The sequence below is a fragment of the Saccharothrix sp. NRRL B-16348 genome (genome assembly GCF_001280085.1).
GTDB lineage: Bacteria > Actinomycetota > Actinomycetes > Mycobacteriales > Pseudonocardiaceae > Actinosynnema.
On the sequence record NZ_LGED01000001.1, the window covers coordinates 147,950 to 166,369 of the forward strand.

Here is an 18,420-nt window from a genome sequence, read left to right on the forward strand (position 1 = left end):
CAGCGGCCATCAGACGCTGAACATCGAGCCCGGGTTGAACAGGTTCTCCGGGTCCAGCGCGCGCTTGATCTCGCGGTGGACCCGCAGGCCGATCGGCCCGATCTCGCGGGCCAGCCACTCGCGCTTGATCTTGCCGACGCCGTGCTCGCCGGTGATCGTGCCGCCGAGCGCCAGCCCCAGCTCCAGGATCTCGTCGAACGCCCGCCGCGCCCGCGCGAACTCGTCCGCCGACTCCGGGTCGTAGACGATCGTCGGGTGCATGTTGCCGTCGCCGGCGTGCCCGACCACGGCGATCCGCAGCGCGACCGACTCGCTGATCCGCTCGCACCCGGCGATCAGGTCCGCGATCTTCGTCCGCGGCACGCACACGTCGTCGGTCAGCCAGGCGCCGTAGACCTCCAGCGCGTTCAGCACGGCCCGCCGCGCGGTGAGCAGGTCGCGGCCCTCGCCCAGGTCGTCGGTGGCGTAGACGAGCTCCGCGCCCGCCGCCACGCACGCCTGCTCGATCGCGGCCAGCTCGTGCCTGCCCGCTTCGCCGCCCGAGTCGGACTGGCACAGCAGCAGCGCCGCGTCGGCGTTCAGGTCGGTCTTCAGGTACTGCTCGACGGCCCGGATGGAGGTCCGGTCCATGATCTCCATCAACGACGGCACGATGCCCTCGGTCACCACCCGGCTCACCGCCGCGCCCGCGTCCGCCGTGCTGTTGAACGCCGCCACCAGCGTGACCGGCGCCTGCGGCAACGGGCGCAGCGCCAGGGTCGCCCTGGTGATCACGCCGAGCGTGCCCTCGCTGCCGACGAACAGCTTGGTCAGGTCGTACCCGGCCACACCTTTGACGGTCCGCCGACCGGTGCGCAGCAGTTCCCCGTCGGCCAGCACCACGTCGAGCCCGAGCACGGAGTCCGTGGTCACGCCGTACTTCACGCAGCACAGCCCGCCCGCGTTGGTGGACAGGTTCCCGCCGATCGTGCACCAGTCGTAGCTGGACGGGTCGGGCGGGTAGAACAGCCCGTGCTTCTCCACGGCGCCGCGCAGGTCGAGGTTCACCACGCCCGGTTCGACCACGGCCAGCCGGTTGTCCGGGTCGACCTCGACGATCGCGTTCATCTTCGTGGTCACCAGCACCACGCAGCCGTCGACGGCGTTCGCCGCGCCGGACAGCCCGCTGCCCGCGCCGCGCGGCACGATGGGCGTCCGGGCCGCCGCGCACGCCCGCACGACCGCCTGCACCTGCTCGGCGGACGTGGGCAGCACCACCGCCAGCGGCTGCCCGTAGGGGGCCAACGGCATCATGTCGCGCTGGTAGCTCGCGGTGACGTCGACGTCGGTCAGCACCGCGCCGGCACCTACGGCGGAGCGCAGTTCGGCGAGCAAGGCGTCCATCCGTCCACGCTAACCCCGTGACGGTGATCACTCCAGCCCGTGTTCACGCCGGTGCGCACCGCCACGACGCCGAGGCTTCGGCAACGCGTTATCCCCATGTCGCCCAGTCGACCCCGTGGTCCCACGTAGGCTGCATGGCGTGGTGTTGTCCGCAACGTCCGAAGCTGCCGCATTCGTTCAGCTCGATTCCGCAGGCCCGATGGCCGTGTGGCTCATCACGCTGAGCTTCATCTTCTTCGAATGCGCCTTCATCTTCGGCCTGTTCCTGCCCGGCGACTCGCTGCTGTTCGCCGCCGGTGTGGTGCTCGCGTCCCACGACGCCGAGCTGTCCGCCTGGCTGCTGTCGGGGGTCGCGCTCGCCGTGGCCGTCGTCGGCAACCAGATCGGCTACTACATCGGCCGGCACACCGGCACGCGTCTGCTGGCCCGCCGCGGCGGCAAGGTCCTCAACAAGGAGAACCTCGCCAAGGCCCGCGACTTCCTCGACCGACGAGGCTTCTGGGCGATCGTGCTGGCCCGGTGGATCCCCTGGGTCCGCACGCTGGCGCCGATGATCGCGGGCGCGGCGCGGATGGACTCCAAGCGGTTCATGCTGGCCACGACCATCGGCGCGGTCGCGTGGGTGCCGACCCTGGTGCTGGCCGGCTACTACGGCGCCGGTCTGCTGACCGCCGTGCCGTGGCTGGAGACGGTGGCGGTGGTCGTCAGCGTCGCGTTCTTCGTCTTCGGCACCGCCTACGGCCTGTACCGGTACCGGCAGGAGATGAAGAAGCCGGTGGACGAAGAGGTCACCACGGCCTCCTGACGGCTCACAGCACCTCGGTGATCACGAGGTCGGCCGCGGACTTGGACGCGTTCACCATGAGCGCGTTCACGTGGTCGGTGCCGTGCAGCACGCGTTCGCGCGCGTCCTCGACCGACCGCCCGTACCGGACGTGCCGGTCGATCAGCCGCGCCACCCGCAGGTCCTCGTCGATCATCAGGAACCACGCCTCGTCCAGCACGACCCGCACGCGCTTCCACTTGTCGTACTGCATCAGCAGGTAGTTCCCCTCGGTGACGACCAACGGCACGGACGGGTCGACCGGCACCGCGCACGCGATCGGCTCCTCGATCTCGCGGCGGAACTCCGGCGCGTACACCACGTCGGGCCCGCACGCCTTCAGCCTGCCGAGCAGGTCGACGTAGCCGGGGACGTCGAACGTGTCCGGCGCGCCCTTGCGGTCGGCGATGCCCAGCCGGTCCAGCTCGCGCTGGGCCAGGTGGAAGCCGTCCATGCCGACCAGGGCGGCGTCCTCGCCCAGGGCGTCCGCCAACCGGCGCGCCAACGTCGACTTGCCCGAGCCCGGCGCGCCGCCGATGCCGAGGATCTTGCGCTCACCGGTGTCCACCAGCAGCCGTGCCCGGTCGACCAGCTCGTCGAACTTCACCCGCTGTCCCGCCACCGTCCCAGCTCCTCCACCCAGTCCCACGCGGTGTGGCGCACCCGCACCGCGGCGACCTCGTTCGCGGACCGGACGGCGTCGTCCACCGCCAGGCCCTCGGCGACCGCGACCGCCAGCGCACCGTGCCACACGTCGCCCGCGCCGTTGGTGTCGCGCGTCCGGACAACAGGTACCGGTTGCGAGCCGGTGACACCACCACGCGACCAGGTGACGGGACGCGGGCCGTGCGTGCGGATGACCAGCGGCACCCCTCTGGCGTGCACCTCGGCCTCCGACAGCTCGAACGCGGCCGAGCAGGCGGCCACGTCCACCAGCGGCAGCAGGTCGTCCAGCACGGGTTTCCAGCTGCCCGCGTCCAGCACCACGGGCACGCCCGCCCGCCTCGCGTGCCGTGCGGCCTGGAGCGCGAGCGGCCCGAGGTGGCCGTCCACCAGCACCACGTCGGCCGCCTCCACCAGCGCCGGGTCCACGGTGACGTCCACGTCGAACCCGGCGGCGTTGCGCGAGATCACGGTCCGCTCGCCGTCGCGCTCGCGCACCGCCACCATGCTCAGCGCCGGACCGCTCCTGCCGACCGAGCGCACGTCGACCGGGTGCAGCCGGGCCCGGGCGAAGTCGCCCAGCTCGCCGCCCAACGCCGTCAGCAGCACGGCCCGGTGTCCCAGCGCGGCCACCGCGCGGGCCGCGTTCGCCGCCGGTCCGCCGGGCGCCAGGTGCACGCCGAGCGACTGCACCTTCTGGCCGGGCACGGGGAACTCGGCCACCCGCTGGCTCACGTCGACGGTCGTCAGCCCGACACACAGCACAGAAGCCACGGCACGTCCCTCCTACCAGGTAAAGTCCCCACGCAATCGCTTGCGCCAGCCCGAACGGGGACGAGTCCATGGTCACCATGCGGGAGGTCGCCAGTCTCGCCGGCGTCTCCATCACCACGGTCTCACACGTGATCAACGAGACCAGGTCGGTCGCCGCGGCGACCCGGGAACGGGTGCTGAAGGCGATCGAGGAGACCGGCTACACCGGTGACGCCATCGCGCGCTCGCTCGTCACCGGCGGCACGAAGTCCCTCGGCCTCGCGGTGTCGCTGGTGTCGCACCCGTACTTCGCCGAGCTGATCGCGGCGATCGAGGGCGAGGCCACCAGGGCCGGCTACACGCTGGTGCTCATCGACACCCGGGACACCGCCGAGTCCGAGCAGGCCGCGGTGCGGATGCTGCGCTCGCGGCGGGTGGACGGGGTGCTGCTCACGCCCACGTCCGGCTCGGCCGCGCTGCCCGAGCTGCGCCGGCTGGGCGTGCCGACGGTGCTGGTGGACCGGCTGACCGTGGCGAAGGACGTCGACCAGGTCGGCCCGGAGAACGTGCAGTCCACGTCCACGCTGGTCCGGCACCTGGCGGAGTTGGGCCACCGGCGGATCGGGCTGGTGTCCGGCCAGCCGGGGCTCGCGACCACGGACGAGCGCGTGCTCGGCTACCGGCTCGGCCTCGGGCGGGCCGGGCTGCCGTGGGACGAGGACCTCGTGCGGCCGTCGTTGGACCCGCTGCTCGGGCAGGTCTCGGGCGTGGTGGTGAGCGACCACCAGGTGCTGATGGACGTGCTGCACACGGCCAGGGCGCGGGGTGTGCGGATCGGGTCGGAGCTGGCGCTGGTCACCTACGACGAGGTGGAGTGGGCCGAGCTGGTCGACCCGCCGCTGACCGCGATGGCGCAGCCGGTGGAGGAGATCGGGCGCACGGCGGTGCGGCTGCTGCTCTCCCGCATCGAGGACCCGGACCGGGCGCCGGAGACGATCCGGCTGCCTCCCGTGCTGCGACACCGGCAGTCGTGCGGCTGCCACTGACGGCTCGGACTCAGTTCCGTGACGGCGTGATCCCGTCACGTTCCAGCAGGGCCGCGGCCTCCAGCGCCATCCACCCGCCGAGCTGCACGGACAGGTCGCGCTCCGGACCGTCGCCCTTGACCGCGGGTGCGGACCACTCGGGGCCGAACAGCGGCCCGCTCACCACCGCGGCACGGTTGGCCCACACCGCGTTCGCCGAGCTGAACACGAGGTCCGCCGCACGTGCCGCCTCGGGCCGGTCGAGCCGCAGCGCGGCCTGCGCCAGGTAGCGGGTGAGGATGCCGCTGAACAGGCCGCCGTCGCCGCCGCCGTGCCCGCGCAGGACGCCGTCGGTGGCGAGGTGCTTGTCGACGGCGTCGATGATCCGCGCCGCCTTGTCCTGGTAGCGGCCACCCAGCTCCACGCACGCGCCGAGCACCACGCCCTGGCAGTAGGTGTAGTGGTTCTTCTCGATCTCGCGGACCGTGCCGTCGGGGTGGACGTGCAGCCCGTCCCACACCAGGCCGGTCTCCGGGTCCGCCAGGTGGTCCTCGATCCAGTCCACGATGGACCGGGCGCGGCCGACGTCGGCCCGCGCGCCGAGCCGGGCGAACAGGATCGCCGCCGGACCGTTGGCGGGCACGTTCTTGAAGTCGTCGTCGCGCCGCCACCAGATGCCGCCGCCGCCGTGGTCGGTCCAGCCCGCGCGGAGCCGGTCGGCGATCGTGGCGACGGCCTTCGGCCTGGCGATGCCGACTTCCCGTTCGGCGCGGAGCAGCGCGAGGCCGAGCCACGCCACGTCGTCGTAGTAGTCGTTGGTCCAGCCGACCAGGTTGCGCAGCCGGATGCCGCGCACGAGCCGCCGCACCAACGCCACCCGGGCGGCTTTCGGCGAGCGGAGCTGGGCGTCCAGGACGCAGTCGAGCAGGTGCGCCTGCCACCAGTAGCCGAACCGGACGTGCAGCCTGCCCGGCCAGTCGAGCGGCCAGGCCGCCGCGCCGAGGACCGTGCCCGGCACTCCCCAGACCCGACGGAGGTGCCGGGACTCGACCGCGCGTTCGGCGACACCGGCGCGCGCGGCGAGGAGCTTCGGTGGTGACGTCACCCCACCAGACTGCCTACTGAACCGGTCAAGAAGCTCGCCGGAACAGTTCCCAGTGGTAGAGCCCCATGGCGACGCTGGTCGTCAGGTTGTAGCTGGACACCTTCGGCCGCATGGGCAACGAGACCACCAGGTCGGCCCGCGCCCGCACCTCGGGCGACAGCCCGTGCCGCTCCGAGCCGAACGCCAGCACGGCGTCGTCGGGGATCCGCACGTCCCGCACCTCGCGGCCGTCGGCGTCGAACGCGATCACCGTGCCGTGGACGTCGTCGATGCCGTCGAGCCGTCCGATGGGCAGCGCGAAGTGCAACCCGGCGCTGCCGCGCAGGACGTTCGGGTGCCACGGGTCGACGTCGCCGAGCGACACGACCCCACCGGCCCCGAGCCCGGCCGCGACCCGGATCACCGCGCCGAAGTTGCCCAGGTTGCGCGGGTTGTCCAGCAGCACCAGCGGCGCGCTCCGCCCGACTTCCCCCCACTCGACCGCGGGCCGTTCGGCGAGCCCGCCGACCCCGGTCGGGTGCGACCGCCCGATCAGCCGCTCGAACTCACCCGCCCCGACCACCTCGGCCCGCTCGAAGACGTCCACCAGGTCGGGCGCGTGCGACCTCGCCAACCCGACCGCCTTGTCCCGGTCGAGCACCACCACGGTCCCCACGGCCCCACCGAACCGAACCGCGTGCTTGACCGCGTGAAACCCCTCGAGGACCACTCGCTGGACCACGTCACCCCCGGATCCGGTCAGTGTGCGACAGCCGAACACAGTGTCAGACCGAGTCAGCGACAAGCCTCAGTGGGCGTGGGCGTGGTCTGGTCGACGCGTCGTTTCAGGTAGTAACCGAACCACGAGACCAGCACCACGAGCGCCACGAGCACCTGAACCAGGCGTGCCGCGGAGTCCGGGTAGAGGACGCCGTCGATGTAGGTGTCGATGAAGCCGCTCACGAGTTGCGGCTGGCCGGCGGCGGTGCGGAGTTCGTTCTCCAGCCAGGTCAGGGGGCACGCCAGCGGGAACAGGATGATCAGCAGGCCCCACGTGGCCATCGCCAGGTGGAAGTACAGCACCTTCGGCCACCGCCAGGCCAGGAACCCGCCGACGACGAGGAAGACCAGGACGGCGAAGTGCACCACCATGACCAGATCGGCTGAAGCGCGCGCGACCATAGCGACCTCCCTGCTCGCCACAGTAGGCCGCCGAGTGATCATGTGCCGCCGAATTACGAGGTCCGGCCCGCCCGGTTCAGCCGCGGGGCAGGGACTGCCACGGCACCCGGCCCGCCACGTCCAGCAGCAGGTCCGCCAAGTGGGCCAGCGGCGCCTGCAGCAGCGGGCCCGGCACGGCGGCGGCGAGGTTGTGCTCGTCGAACGCGATCGCCACCCCGTTCGCCCGCGGATCCTGCAGCAGGCCTTGCGTGAGGCCCGAGGCGAGCAGGGCCGAGGCGAACGCCGGGTTGCGGCGCCGCACCTCGTACCGCGCGTCGAACACCGGGTCGCCGGTCTCCACGAACTGCTCGAACAACCCCCACACGCTGTCCTCGCGCGGGCTGATCAGCACCCACGGCCCGGGCATCGGGCGCGGCACGACCACCACCGTGTAGGTGCGGTACTCCGACGTGACCACGTTGTCCGCCCGGAACACCACCTCGACGGCCAGCACGGGCACACCGCGCCAGTGGCCGACGAGCTGGAACTTCACCCGGCTCCGGTCGGCCTCCAGCATCCGCCCGATCTGCGGCACCCGTTCCTGGAAGCCCTGGTCCTCGGCGACGAACCGCCAGCCGAGGGACGCTTCCAGCGCCCGCATCTGCTGCTCCCACTGGCTCACGAACTGCTGGTTCGTGAACGGGTTCCGCTTGCGGCGCGACAACCCCACGGCGACCCCGACACCCAGGATCGCCACGATGACCAGCAGCAGGACCAGGGCGCTGCCCATGTCAGGCCAGGCCCAGGTCGGCCAGGTCCAGCAGGTACCGGTACGGCAGCCCGGCCTCCTCGATCACCTCGCGGGCGCCCGTGCCGCGGTCGACGACGGTCGCGACGCCGATCACCGTGGCGCCGTTCGCGCGCAGGGCCTCGACGGCGGTCAGCACGCTGCCACCGGTGGTGGACGTGTCCTCGACCGCCAGCACCCGCTGCCCGGCGACCTCGATGCCTTCGATCTGGCGCTGCATGCCGTGCTGCTTGGCCGCCTTGCGCACGACGAACGCGTCCAGCACCTCGCCCGCGCTCGCGGCGGCGTGCATCATCGCGCACGCCACCGGGTCGGCGCCCAACGTCAACCCGCCCGCGGCCACGTAGTCCCAGTCGGCGGTGAGCTGCCGGAGCAGCTTGCCGATCAGGGGCGACGCGGCGTGGTGCAGCGTCGCCCGGCGCAGGTCGATGTAGTAGTCGGCCTCGGCGCCCGAGGACAACGTCACCTTGCCGTGCACCACGGCCAACTCGCTCACCAACCGCGCCAGCTCGGCCTTAGCCGCGGCGTCCAGGACCACTTCAGTTCGCACGGGTCCCAAGAGTGTCATACCGCGCCGTACGCTGGCACACCGTGACCCTTCCCGGCACCGACACCTTGATCATCGAGCAGCCCTGGGGCGTGCTGCGCCACCTGCTGGGCACCAGGTACCGAAACGACGTCTACGACGGCGGCGGCGCGTTGATCGCGTCGGTCTCGGAGCGGAAGTTCCTCGGGCCGCTGCGGAAGTTGTTGCGCGCCACCGCGTTCTCCGGGCGGACGACGTTCGACCTGGCCCTGGCCGACCGCGGGCGGCAGCTCCTGCTGATCCGCAAGGGCGCCGGCAAGCCTCCGACGCGCGTGACGTGGCCGGACGGCACGGTGGTCGGGTCGGTGCGGCACGAGGGGCAGGGCGCGTACGGGCTGCTCGACGCGGCCGGGCAGCGGCTGTGCCTGCTGCACGAGGTGGCGTCGTTCAGCCCGGGCGCGATCGTGAAGCGGGACGGCCGGCGCGTGCGGCGGGACGTGCTGACGCTCCGTCCGGGCACACCGGACCCGGTCCGTTCGCTGGCGATCGCGGCGGCCGTGGCGTACGACGTGGTGCGCGGGGCGGGGACGAACCACACCAGCGCCGGCGGGTTCGACTTCCCCACGTTGACCTGACCGAGGTCCACCGGCAGCGCCGCCCGGCGTCGCCCTGTTGACGCCCGGGCCCGACCACCGCGCGAGCTACGCAGGCGTCCCCGCCAAGGGGACCCCTGCTTTTATTCTGCCCCACCGGTCTGACGGTGTGGGGTGGTCAGGCCGGCACCTGTGGACAACTCCGCGGAGCCCTCGGTGCCAGGCCTGGCCTCGTCTACCAAGCGTCCTCGGTGAACTTGTTCGGCTCGTCGTCGTCATCGTCGCCGCGCCCGCCCGGCTTGGGCGTGCCCGCGGAGATGACGTCCTCCGGGTCGTTGCCCTCCTGGATCGCCGTGTAAGCGCGCTGCAGGTCCGGCACTCCGGTCTGCAGAGCGCGCTGCACGCCCTCGTCGTCCACGGCCCGCCCGGACGCGATGTCCTCCCAGGACATCTCGCCCGCGTCGACCCGCCGTGCCAGCTCCTTCAGCTCACGAGGCGCGCCGGGGCTGTTGGCGAACCGCGAGATCTCGGCGAAGTCCGCCTGCGTCAGCCCGCGCGACCGCAGCTGCACCTGGCTCGCCGCCCGCGCGGTCTCGTCGACGTTCGCCATCCGCTTCTCGACGTCGGCGACGAGCGCGTCCAGCCGTGCCTTGTCGTACGGGAACGTCACTGCCCATCACCCCCGCCGGAGCCGGAACTCGCGCCGGCCGGAGCGGGCGCCGGTGCTGTGGGCGGCGGCTGGTTGTAGCGCCCGCCCGCCGCGTTGCCCGCCTTGCCCAGGCCGTAGGCGCCCAACCCGACACCGATCGCGCCGGACTTCGCCGCGGCCACGCCGTTGTCGTACTTCTCCTTGCCGTCCTGGTACCCGTCGACCACGTCGAGCAGGTCGCTGACGTCGCGCACGTCCTTCAGCTTGGACAGCGCGGTGCCCATGGCGACGATGCCGTCGATCATGCCCTGGACGCCCTCGATCAGCGTCTGGATGGCGATGATGATCTTGCGGATGGCGTCCACGATCTGGATCGCGTCGTAGACCATCCACACCGCGCGGCCCCAGCCGACGACCGGGATCCACGCCGTCATCGCGGCTTCCATCAGCTTGCCGACCAGCATGTCCAGCAGCGTCAACGCCAGGCCGCACGCGGTGCGGCAGGTGCTGGCCGTCGACCGGAACTGGTTGCCGATGATCCGCGCGATCTGCGAGTCCGCCTCGATGGCGATCACCCACATGGTGCCCATGCGCGTCTCGAACGCCTTCGCCGCGTCACCGTCCCAGTGCGACGACAACTGCTCGGCGCCCGCGTCCACGTTGTGCCGCACGGAGTCGAGCGCCTTGGCGACCCGGTCCCACGCGTTGGCGTTCTCGTCGATCTTCTCGAAGTCGCCGAGCAGCGGCTTGATCAGCGCGTCGAGCAGGTTCTCGCCGGTGACCTTCTCGTAGATCCAGTTGACGCCCTGGATCTTCCAGCCGGCCTTCTCGATGAGCTCCTTGGTCGACTGCCGGCCGGGCCGGTCTTCCGCGGCGGCGCTGAGCGCGGCCGACGGGTCTTCGACGTCCGCGTACGCGGTCATCGGCCGCCACCTCCGAGCGACGGGGCCTCGGCCACGGAGTGGAGCTGGGAGAGCACGCGGTCGAGGATGCTCATCACCATCTCTTCGTTCTTCTCGTACATGTCGGCGGCCTTGTTGATGCTCTCCGCCTCCTTGACCATCATCTGGTTCGCGAAGTCGAGGGTCTCCCCGTACAGGGACGCCACGCCGGTCACGATGGGCTGCAACAGCGAGAGCAGACCGGTGAACCCCGAGGTGTCGCCACCCTTGGTGATCGCGTGGTCCTTGATCGTCATGAAGTGCTGCGCGTTGCGCGTCAGCAACTCGCCGTAACCGCGGAGCTCCGGCGGCTCCACTCTGAACTGCTCGCCCATGGACGGTTCCTCCCTGTTCCAACTAGTGGAGTGGGACGGACCGGACCGGGTTCAGGTTCCCGGCTCTTCTAAGTGCGTCCTCGTCCGCCCGCCGCGCGGGAGGCTATCCGCCTGAGCAGCGCGCGCGGAACCAGGCGCGCGAACAACGTGATGGCTTTGTACTGGGCGCCCGGCACCGACAGCGGCTTGCCCGCGCGCAGGTCGGCGAGGCAGTCGTGCACCACGCGGTCGGCGTCGAGGTAGAGCAGCTCGGGTGTCTTGGCCATGTCGATTTTCGCCCGTTGGTGGAACTCGGTGCGCACGAAACCGGGGCACAGCGCCATCACGCGCACGCCCGTGCCCGCCGTGGCCATCGACATGCCTTCGGAGAACGCGGTCACCCACGCCTTGTCGGCGCTGTAGGTCGTGCCGCGGCCGGGCAGGAAGCCCGCCACGCTGGACACGTTGACCACCGCGCCGCGCCCGCGGGCCACCATCCCGGGCAGCGCCGCGCGGGTCAGCCGCAGCACGCTCGTCACGTTCACGTCCAACTGGGACTGCAGTTCGAGCGGGTCGGCGCCGAAGAACTCCGACGAGATCGCGAAGCCCGCGTTGTTGACCAGCAGGTCGACCTCGCGTTCGGCGAGGAAATCCGCGACCTTGGCCCGACCGGCCTCGGTGGACAGGTCGGCGGGCAGCACCTCGGCGGTGATGCCGTGCGCGGCGCGCAGCTTGGCCGCCGTCTCCTCCAGCCGCTGCTCGCCGCGGGCGACGAGCACCAGGTCGTGGCCCTCGGCGGCGAGCCTGCGGGCGAACGCGGCGCCGATGCCCGACGACGCGCCCGTGACCAGGGCGGTCGGCGGCGTCACGGCTTGCGCCCGAACTGCGGGCGGTGGACCTCGCCACCGGCGTCGGACTCGGGGTCGGCCTCGAACGGGTCGATCACGTCGGCCAGTTCGCCGAGGTCGCGAAGCAGCCGTTCCAGGCGGGCGGGCGTGGAGTTGGGCGGCGCGGCGGCGAGCACCCAGTCGTCCTCCAGCCAGACCACGGTGACGTCCGCGCCGATCTCCTCGGCGGCGTCGACCAGGTCGGGGGTGATGAGCTTGCGCGCGGCGGGCAGCTCGCTGACGAACGCGTACCGCGAGCCGACCGGGCCGAGCAGGTCGGGCATCTGGTCCCGTTGGAACGGCACGCTGGGCAGCCACAGCTCGATGACCACGGGCAACGCCCGGCGGCAGCGCACGCCGACGAGGACGGAGTTGACCTTGCCGCCGGTCTCGTGGTCGAGCACGTAGACCTGGCGGCGGCCGTCGGCGGTGAAGGTGGAGCCGGCGACGACGTCCTTGGCCACGCCGACGCCGTAGTAGGCGATCGCGCCGCTCTCCCAGCGGGTGGGCAGCACGTGGTCGGTCTCCTCGAACTGCCAGCCGCGCAGCGCCGCCCAGCGGCGGCGTTCGCGGTTTCGCGCGGTTCGCTGTGCCCGGTCGGTCGCGAGCAGGGCGAACCCCGCGACGCCCGCTACCGCGGCGACGGTGAACCAGACCCACGCCGGTATGCCCACGGTGCGAGAGTAGCGGGCGGCGGTGAACAAACGAAGATCACTTGGGGCGTGGTTCGCGCAAACGGATCAAGCTGTTACCCGGATCGCGGGCCGACCGCGGTGACCGCTCACCCCCGCCCCACGACCACTGGCCACGACTTATCCACAGGCCACAGCGTTGTCCACAGGCACGCCCCGGCCACTCGCCCGGTGTCGGTCCGGGCCGGCAGAGTAAAAATCGGGGATCCCCCGGTCGGGGACCCCTGCGGAGCGAGCCCGGAGCGCGGGAGCCGTGGAACGCGGGGAACGTGGGAGCGCAGAACCCGGCGAAACGCGGAACGGCAGGACACCGAACTCCGAACGCCGGAACGTCCCGGACTCCCGGACTCCCGGACTCCCGGACTCCCGGACTCCCGGACTCCCGGACGGAACGCTACGAGGCGACAGGCGGCGAGCGCGGTCAGGCCGTGAGGTAGCGGGCGCGCTCGGGAGCCGGTTGTCCCGGCTGCACGAGCGCGTCCCGCCGACCCCGGGCGAACGCCGAGGTGCGCCGAGGTCAGGCCTTGCCGACGATCAGGCCCGAGTGGTCGTCCAGCACCTCGACCTTCACCGTGTCGCCGTCACGCACCTCGCCCGCCAGCAGCTCCTTCGCCAACTGGTCGCCGATGGACGACTGCACCAGCCGCCGCAACGGCCGGGCGCCGTACACCGGGTCGAAGCCGTTCAGCGCCAGCCACTCGCGCGCGGCCGGGGTGACGTCCAAGGTCAGCCGCCGCTGCGCCAGGCGCCGACCGAGCCGGTCCACCTGGATGTCCACGATGGACGTCAGCTCCTCGGTGGCCAGCGAGTGGAACACCACGACGTCGTCCAGCCGGTTGAGGAACTCCGGCTTGAAGTGCGTCCGCACGACCGACATGACGGCGTCGTTGCGCTGCCGCTCGTCCAAAGCGGCGTCCGCGATGACGTGTGAGCCGAGGTTCGAGGTCAGCACCAGGATGGTGTTGCGGAAGTCCACCGTGCGGCCCTGGCCGTCGGTCAACCTGCCGTCGTCCAGCACCTGCAGCAGCACGTCGAACACGTCCGGGTGAGCTTTTTCGACCTCGTCCAGCAGCACGACCGAGTAGGGACGGCGGCGGACCGACTCGGTCAGCTGCCCACCCTGGTCGTAGCCGACGTAGCCGGGAGGCGCGCCGACCAGGCGGGCCACCGAGTGCTTCTCGGAGTACTCGCTCATGTCGATCCGGATCATCGCCCGCTCGTCGTCGAACAGGAACTCCGCCAGCGCCTTGGCCAGCTCCGTCTTGCCGACGCCGGTCGGACCGAGGAACAGGAACGAGCCGGTCGGCCGGTCCGGGTCCGCCACGCCCGCCCGGGTGCGCCGGACCGCGTCGGACACGACCCGCACCGCCTCGCCCTGGCCGACGACGCGCTTGGCCAGCTCGTCCTCCATGCGCAGCAGCTTCGCCGTCTCGCCTTCGAGCAGCCGGCCGGCCGGGATGCCCGTCCACGCGGAGACCACGTCGGCCACGTCGTCCGGCCCGACCTCCTCCTTCAGCATCACGGCCGCGTCCTGGGTGCTGCGGGTCGCCGCCTCCAGCTCCTTCTCCAACGCCGGGATGCGCCCGTACCGCAGCTCGGCGGCCCGGCCGAGGTCACCGTCGCGCTCGGCCCGCTCCGACTCGCCGCGCAGCTGCTCCAGCTGCTCCTTGAGGTCGCGGACCTTCTCGATCGAGCCCTTCTCGTTCTGCCAGCGCGCGGTCAGCCCGGCCAGGTCCTCGCGCTGCTCGGCCAGCTCGGCGCGCAGCGCGGCCAGGCGTTCCACCGAGGCCGGGTCCGACTCCTTGGCCAGCGCCATCTCCTCGATCTCCAGCCGGCGCACCGCGCGTTCGACCTCGTCGATCTCGACCGGGCGGGAGTCGATCTCCATGCGCAGCCGGGACGCGGACTCGTCCACCAGGTCGATGGCCTTGTCGGGGAGGAAGCGGGCGGTGATGTACCGGTCGGACAGGGTGGCGGCGGCGACCAGGGCGGCGTCGGTGATGCGCACGCCGTGGTGCACCTCGTAGCGGTCCTTGAGGCCGCGCAGGATGCCGATCGTGTCCTCGACGGACGGCTCGCCGACGAAGACCTGCTGGAACCGGCGTTCCAGGGCCGGGTCCTTCTCCACGTGCTCGCGGTACTCGTCCAACGTGGTCGCGCCGACCATCCGCAGCTCGCCGCGGGCCAGCATGGGCTTGATCATGTTGCCCGCGTCCATGGCGGACTCGCCGGTCGCGCCCGCGCCGACGATCGTGTGCAGCTCGTCGATGAACGTGACGACCTGGCCCGCGGAGTCGGTGATTTCCTTGAGGACGGCCTTCAGCCGCTCCTCGAACTCGCCGCGGTACTTCGCGCCCGCGACCATCGAGCCGAGGTCGAGCGCGACGACCTTCTTGCCGCGCAGGCTCTCGGGCACGTCACCGGCGATGATCCGCTGGGCGAGGCCCTCGACGATGGCGGTCTTGCCCACGCCGGGCTCGCCGATCAGCACCGGGTTGTTCTTCGTGCGGCGGGACAGCACCTGCACGACGCGGCGGATCTCGGTGTTGCGGCCGATGACCGGGTCCAACTCGCCCTTGCGCGCGCGTTCGGTCAGGTCGACGCCGTACTTCTCCAACGCCTGGTAGGTGCCCTCCGGGTCCGGGCTGGTGACCCGCGCCGAGCCGCGGACCTTGCCGAACGCCTCCTTGAGCGCCTCGGGGTGCGCGCCGTGGCGGCGCAGCAGGTCGGCGACCTGGCCGCCGTGGTGGGCGAGGCCGACCAGCAGGTGCTCGGTCGACACGTACTCGTCACCCATCTCGGTGGCGAGTTCCTGCGCCTTGCCCAGCACGCGGACGGCGTCGCGGGAGAACTGGGGCGCCGACACGGACGACCCGCTGGCCGCGGGCAGCGACCTGGCCAGCTGTTCGAGTTCCTTGCGCACCTGGTTCGGGTCCGCGCCGACGGCGGACAGCAGGGGCGCGGTCAGGCCGTCGCCCTGGGCCAGGAGCGCGCCGAGGAGGTGGACCGGGCCGACGTCGGGGTTGCCCGCGATGGTCGCCGCCTGCACGGCGGCGGACACGGCCTGCTGCGTCTTCGTGGTCGGGTTGAAAGCGTCCATTCCTCACCTCGGTCGGTGTTCGTGCACAGGGTTCGCGCCCGGGCCGGTGTTCCACACCAGCCATCACTCGGTTCAACGTCAGAAAAGTTGAGCCGGTTCCGCTCAACCTAGTGGAATCGTGTGGCGTGGGCCACGGCGGACGCGTGCGGTCGGAAACTCGGGTGCGCCGGAGCGACCCCGCCGTGACGATCAGCGCATGACTTCACTCGTGCACCACATCACGATCGACTGCGCGGACGCCTACGAACTGGCCGGCTTCTGGAGCCGGTTGACCGGGCGGCCGATCTCCGACGAGGACTCGCCGGGCGACCCCGAAGTGCTCATCGAGCTGCCCGAAGGGCCCGGCTTGCTGTTCATCCAGGTGCCGGAGCCCAAGGCCGTGAAGAACCGGGTCCACCTCGACCTCCAGCCCGACACCACCCGTGATGCCGAGGTGGAGCGCCTGCTCGGGATCGGCGCCACGCTCGTGTCCGACATGCGCCGGCCGGACGGCAAGGGGTGGGTCGTGCTGGCCGACCCGGAGGGCAACGAGTTCTGCGTTGAACGGAGCGCAGCGGAACGGTTCGAGCAGGGCTGACGCCCGTCACCCACATGTCGCAGCCGGTTGTCCACAGCGGCACGTGAGTTGTCCACAATCCGCAGGTGGGAATCCACAGGCGACTGCGGCCCACCGCCCTGGGCCGGTCTGCCGGCCGCCACTGGGGTGAACCTCGGCCGGTCGACGCGGGCTGGACGTCACGCCGGCGTCGTCAACGTGTCGGGTGGCCCACGTCCCGTGAGGGGGTGTGCGTCTGGCGGTGGGCCACAAGCGCCGCATTAGGTATATGTGGAAGGGAATGTCCACCCGTTCGCGGGAACGTTGCGCGACCGTCCGTAACCGCACTGCACTCGAAGGTGGCATCAAGGAGTCGACCGGCCAGTTGGCGGGTTAGTGTCCCCTCGTCGGGGATGGAAGCTTGACGAGGACGTAGCGCCCTTGCTGGCGCCGCCAGAAACGTGGAGACTGCGCCCGGACCATGACTGCGAACGCCGTGTTGAGCCCCATCCCGAGCCCGCCACACCGCGAACCTCCTCCTGGTGTCACCGCTATGGTGCGGATGATCCGGGAGAGCTTCGCGGTGGTGGAGCCGCGCGCCGAAGAGGTAGCCAAGTTCTTCTACGGCATGCTCTTCAGCCTCGCGCCGGCGACCCGTGAGATGTTCCCCGCGAACATGGAGGTCCAGCGCAGCCGCCTGCTGCGCGCCCTGGTCCACGTCGTGCAGATGGTGGACAGACCCGACGACCTGATCCCGTTCCTGCGCCAACTCGGGCGTGACCACCGCAAGTTCGGCGTGGTCAACGTGCACTACGAGTCCGTCGGCACGGCGTTGCTGGCGGCGGTGAAGAAGTTCGCCGGGCCCGCGTGGACCCCGCAGGTCGAGATGGCCTGGGCCGAGGCGTACACGATCATGGCCCGGGCGATGCAGGAGGCGGCGGCGGCCGACGACGGCCCGGCTTACTGGCACGCCACCGTGCTGGACCACCAGCGGGTGAGCTGGGACCTGGCGGTCGTGCGGTTGCAGCCGGATCACCCGGTCGGGTACCGCGCCGGGCAGTACGTCAGCGTCGAGACGCCGCAGCGCGCGCGGCTGTGGCGGTACTACTCGCCCGCGAACGCGCCGCGTGACGACGGCATCATCGAGTTCCACATCCGTTCGGTCGAGGGCGGGTGGGTCAGCCGGTCGATCGTCGGGCACACCCAGCCGGGTGACGTCTGGCGCCTCGGGCCGCCGATGGGCCGGCTCAGCGTCGACCGCAAGTCCGGGCGGGACGTGCTGATGGTCGCCGGCGGGACCGGGGTCGCGCCGATGCACGCGATCATCGACGAGATGGCGCAGTGGGGCGAGAACCCGCGCGTGCACCTGTTCATGGGCGGGCGGACCCGCGAGGACCTGTACGACCTGGACAACCTCCAGCGGTTCGCCATGACCAACCCGTGGCTGACCGTCGTGCCGGTGCTGGAGTCGGACCCGGGCGCGCGCGGCGTCGAGCAGGGCACGCTGGCCGACGTGGTCACCCGCTACGGGGCGTGGGAGGACCGGGACGTGCTGGTGTGCGGCTCGCCGTCCATGATCCGGGCGACCGTGTCCCGGATGCTGGTCGCCGGCACCCCGCTGGACCGGATCAAGTACGACCCGTTCACGCTGGACTGACCACCTTCCCGAAACTTTTTCACGTCTGCCGCCGCGGCCGTGCGGGACCTTCGGCAGCACCGCGGATTCCGGCCGGTCAGCGTCACGGCCGCCCGGGCCGCACGGCGCCCAGCACGGCCGCCAACGTCTCGGGCCGGCTGGTCTGCGGGCAGTGGCCGCCGTCGACCTCGATCGCCTCGACCCCGAGCCGTTCGCGCGCGGCCCGGCGCATCCACGACGGCCGCAGCGTGCGGTCCTCGCGGGGCAGGACGTAGGTCGACGGCACGTCGGGCAGCTCGTGCACCTCGCGGTACGTCGCGGCGGGGTAGAACAGGCGCAGAGTCCGCAGACCCGCCCGCACACCGGCCAGGTCGCAGTCGTGGAACAGGAAGTACGAGGCCACCACGGGGTCGGCGGTCGGCGGCTCGGTGAGGGAGCGCCACTCCGGGTTGAACATCTCACCCGTGTCGACGGCCAGTTCGTCGGCCAGCGACACGGGGCCGGGGATCATCGCGGCGATCCAGGCCAGGTGGGACGCGCCGAGGGCCCGTGCGACGGCGGGCATCAGCAGGCCCGCGCCGGAGTGGCCGACCACGACCGGGGCCAGCGCGTCGCCCGCCTGGCTGCGGGCGATCGCGGCGTAGTCGACCGCGCGCAGCTCCGGCCGGTCGGTCGGGAGGTCCACGGCGACGGTGCGGTGGCCGCGTTGGCGGAGCAGGTCCTCCACCGGGCGCCACGCTGCCGGCGACTGGGTGGTGCCGTGCACGAAGACGTAGTCCACGGGGTCCAGTCTGGCGCGGGTCGGCCAGTTCGGTGAGGTGTCCCGGCCGGTGGGGTGTCCCGGCCG

General features: G+C 71.7%; 20 protein-coding genes. 5 read left to right on the plus strand and 15 right to left on the minus strand.

The annotated features are described in order from the left end of the window. Positions 1 to 9 precede the first annotated feature (9 nt). Positions 10 to 1,383 carry an FAD-binding oxidoreductase gene (locus ADK67_RS00755; RefSeq protein ID WP_053714373.1) on the minus strand — a complete coding sequence of 458 codons (1,374 nt, stop codon included), beginning with the start codon at positions 1,381 to 1,383 and terminating at the stop codon, positions 10 to 12. Between the two features lie 199 nt (positions 1,384 to 1,582). Between ADK67_RS00755 and ADK67_RS00760 the strand changes: the two genes are divergently transcribed. Continuing rightward, positions 1,583 to 2,188 carry a DedA family protein gene (locus tag ADK67_RS00760; protein WP_053714374.1) on the plus strand — a complete coding sequence of 202 codons (606 nt, stop codon included), beginning with the start codon at positions 1,583 to 1,585 and terminating at the stop codon, positions 2,186 to 2,188. A gap of 4 nt (positions 2,189 to 2,192) precedes the next feature. Here ADK67_RS00760 and ADK67_RS00765 read toward each other — a convergent pair whose 3' ends face one another. Together ADK67_RS00765 and ADK67_RS00770 are read right to left on the minus strand one after the other, a co-directional pair. Then, positions 2,193 to 2,828, minus strand: a complete 636-nt coding sequence (locus tag ADK67_RS00765) for a nucleoside/nucleotide kinase family protein (RefSeq protein WP_231647956.1) — start codon at positions 2,826 to 2,828, stop codon at positions 2,193 to 2,195. Beyond that, positions 2,810 to 3,634, minus strand: a complete 825-nt coding sequence (locus ADK67_RS00770) for a PfkB family carbohydrate kinase (protein ID WP_053714375.1) — start codon at positions 3,632 to 3,634, stop codon at positions 2,810 to 2,812. The genes ADK67_RS00765 and ADK67_RS00770 overlap by 19 nt, the downstream gene beginning before the upstream one ends. Positions 3,635 to 3,711: 77 nt before the next feature. Between ADK67_RS00770 and ADK67_RS00775 the strand changes: the two genes are divergently transcribed. After that, the gene (locus ADK67_RS00775; RefSeq protein WP_053714376.1) at positions 3,712 to 4,668 is read left to right on the plus strand and encodes a LacI family DNA-binding transcriptional regulator; all 957 of its coding nucleotides are present in this window, start codon (positions 3,712 to 3,714) and stop codon (positions 4,666 to 4,668) included. Between the two features lie 10 nt (positions 4,669 to 4,678). On the opposite strand, the gene ADK67_RS00780 is transcribed toward ADK67_RS00775, so the two are convergent. The 5 genes from ADK67_RS00780 to pyrE all read right to left on the minus strand — a co-directional run bounded on the left by ADK67_RS00780 (position 4,679) and on the right by pyrE (position 8,238). Then, positions 4,679 to 5,752, minus strand: coding sequence for a glycoside hydrolase family 76 protein (locus tag ADK67_RS00780; protein ID WP_053714377.1), 1,074 nt, complete (start codon positions 5,750 to 5,752; stop codon positions 4,679 to 4,681). Between the two features lie 25 nt (positions 5,753 to 5,777). After that, a complete protein-coding gene (locus tag ADK67_RS00785; protein ID WP_231647957.1) occupies positions 5,778 to 6,407 on the minus strand; it encodes a TrmH family RNA methyltransferase in 630 nt (209 codons plus the stop codon). Between the two features lie 119 nt (positions 6,408 to 6,526). Then, the gene (locus tag ADK67_RS00790) at positions 6,527 to 6,913 is read right to left on the minus strand and encodes a DUF2784 domain-containing protein (protein ID WP_053714378.1); all 387 of its coding nucleotides are present in this window, start codon (positions 6,911 to 6,913) and stop codon (positions 6,527 to 6,529) included. 76 nt (positions 6,914 to 6,989) lie between these two features. After that, a complete protein-coding gene (locus ADK67_RS00795) occupies positions 6,990 to 7,682 on the minus strand; it encodes a hypothetical protein (RefSeq protein WP_053714379.1) in 693 nt (230 codons plus the stop codon). A 1-nt stretch (position 7,683) separates the two neighbouring features. Continuing rightward, positions 7,684 to 8,238, minus strand: a complete 555-nt coding sequence (gene pyrE / locus ADK67_RS00800) for an orotate phosphoribosyltransferase (RefSeq protein WP_053714380.1) — start codon at positions 8,236 to 8,238, stop codon at positions 7,684 to 7,686. A gap of 53 nt (positions 8,239 to 8,291) precedes the next feature. Here pyrE and ADK67_RS00805 point away from each other — a divergent pair, with 53 nt between their 5' ends. Beyond that, a complete protein-coding gene (locus ADK67_RS00805) occupies positions 8,292 to 8,861 on the plus strand; it encodes a hypothetical protein (RefSeq protein WP_053714381.1) in 570 nt (189 codons plus the stop codon). A gap of 193 nt (positions 8,862 to 9,054) precedes the next feature. Here the strand turns inward: ADK67_RS00805 and ADK67_RS00810 are convergent, their stop codons facing one another. The 6 genes from ADK67_RS00810 to clpB all read right to left on the minus strand — a co-directional run bounded on the left by ADK67_RS00810 (position 9,055) and on the right by clpB (position 15,402). After that, positions 9,055 to 9,489, minus strand: coding sequence for a hypothetical protein (locus tag ADK67_RS00810; RefSeq protein ID WP_053714382.1), 435 nt, complete (start codon positions 9,487 to 9,489; stop codon positions 9,055 to 9,057). Beyond that, complete coding sequence (locus ADK67_RS00815) at positions 9,486 to 10,391, minus strand: WXG100 family type VII secretion target (RefSeq protein ID WP_053714383.1); 906 nt, start codon at positions 10,389 to 10,391, stop codon at positions 9,486 to 9,488. The genes ADK67_RS00810 and ADK67_RS00815 overlap by 4 nt, the downstream gene beginning before the upstream one ends. Next, positions 10,388 to 10,744: a hypothetical protein gene (locus ADK67_RS00820; RefSeq protein WP_053714384.1), complete on the minus strand. Its 357-nt coding sequence runs from the start codon at positions 10,742 to 10,744 to the stop codon at positions 10,388 to 10,390. The genes ADK67_RS00815 and ADK67_RS00820 overlap by 4 nt, the downstream gene beginning before the upstream one ends. Positions 10,745 to 10,812: 68 nt before the next feature. After that, on the minus strand, positions 10,813 to 11,592 hold the full coding sequence (locus ADK67_RS00825; protein WP_053714385.1) for an SDR family NAD(P)-dependent oxidoreductase: 780 nt from the start codon (positions 11,590 to 11,592) through the stop codon (positions 10,813 to 10,815). Beyond that, a complete protein-coding gene (locus ADK67_RS00830; RefSeq protein WP_082403145.1) occupies positions 11,589 to 12,284 on the minus strand; it encodes a hypothetical protein in 696 nt (231 codons plus the stop codon). The genes ADK67_RS00825 and ADK67_RS00830 overlap by 4 nt, the downstream gene beginning before the upstream one ends. Positions 12,285 to 12,819: 535 nt before the next feature. Continuing rightward, entirely contained in the window at positions 12,820 to 15,402 is a 2,583-nt protein-coding gene (gene clpB / locus ADK67_RS00835; protein WP_053714386.1) for an ATP-dependent chaperone ClpB, read from the minus strand. 196 nt (positions 15,403 to 15,598) lie between these two features. Between clpB and ADK67_RS00840 the strand changes: the two genes are divergently transcribed. Both ADK67_RS00840 and ADK67_RS00845 read left to right on the plus strand, forming a co-directional pair. Then, positions 15,599 to 15,979 (plus strand): VOC family protein, encoded by a 381-nt coding sequence (locus tag ADK67_RS00840; protein ID WP_053714387.1) that lies wholly within the window; start codon positions 15,599 to 15,601, stop codon positions 15,977 to 15,979. Positions 15,980 to 16,490: 511 nt separating this feature from the next. Next, on the plus strand, positions 16,491 to 17,594 hold the full coding sequence (locus tag ADK67_RS00845; protein ID WP_053714388.1) for an FAD-binding oxidoreductase: 1,104 nt from the start codon (positions 16,491 to 16,493) through the stop codon (positions 17,592 to 17,594). Positions 17,595 to 17,676: 82 nt separating this feature from the next. Here ADK67_RS00845 and ADK67_RS00850 read toward each other — a convergent pair whose 3' ends face one another. Next, positions 17,677 to 18,354: an alpha/beta fold hydrolase gene (locus ADK67_RS00850; protein WP_053714389.1), complete on the minus strand. Its 678-nt coding sequence runs from the start codon at positions 18,352 to 18,354 to the stop codon at positions 17,677 to 17,679. Positions 18,355 to 18,420: the final 66 nt, after the last annotated feature.

Excerpts from the sequence above, each read along its gene's own strand:
- ADK67_RS00755 (WP_053714373.1), bottom strand. The coding sequence starts at position 1,383 with ATGGACGCCTTGCTCGCCGAACTGCGCTCCGCCGTAGGTGCCGGCGCG.
- ADK67_RS00760 (WP_053714374.1), top strand. The coding sequence starts at position 1,583 with ATGGCCGTGTGGCTCATCACGCTGAGCTTCATCTTCTTCGAATGCGCC.
- ADK67_RS00775 (WP_053714376.1), top strand. The coding sequence starts at position 3,712 with ATGGTCACCATGCGGGAGGTCGCCAGTCTCGCCGGCGTCTCCATCACC.
- ADK67_RS00790 (WP_053714378.1), bottom strand. The coding sequence starts at position 6,913 with ATGGTCGCGCGCGCTTCAGCCGATCTGGTCATGGTGGTGCACTTCGCC.
- ADK67_RS00795 (WP_053714379.1), bottom strand. The coding sequence starts at position 7,682 with ATGGGCAGCGCCCTGGTCCTGCTGCTGGTCATCGTGGCGATCCTGGGT.
- ADK67_RS00815 (WP_053714383.1), bottom strand. The coding sequence starts at position 10,391 with ATGACCGCGTACGCGGACGTCGAAGACCCGTCGGCCGCGCTCAGCGCC.
- ADK67_RS00820 (WP_053714384.1), bottom strand. The coding sequence starts at position 10,744 with ATGGGCGAGCAGTTCAGAGTGGAGCCGCCGGAGCTCCGCGGTTACGGC.
- clpB (WP_053714386.1), bottom strand. The coding sequence starts at position 15,402 with ATGGACGCTTTCAACCCGACCACGAAGACGCAGCAGGCCGTGTCCGCC.
- ADK67_RS00840 (WP_053714387.1), top strand. The coding sequence starts at position 15,599 with ATGACTTCACTCGTGCACCACATCACGATCGACTGCGCGGACGCCTAC.
- ADK67_RS00845 (WP_053714388.1), top strand. The coding sequence starts at position 16,491 with ATGGTGCGGATGATCCGGGAGAGCTTCGCGGTGGTGGAGCCGCGCGCC.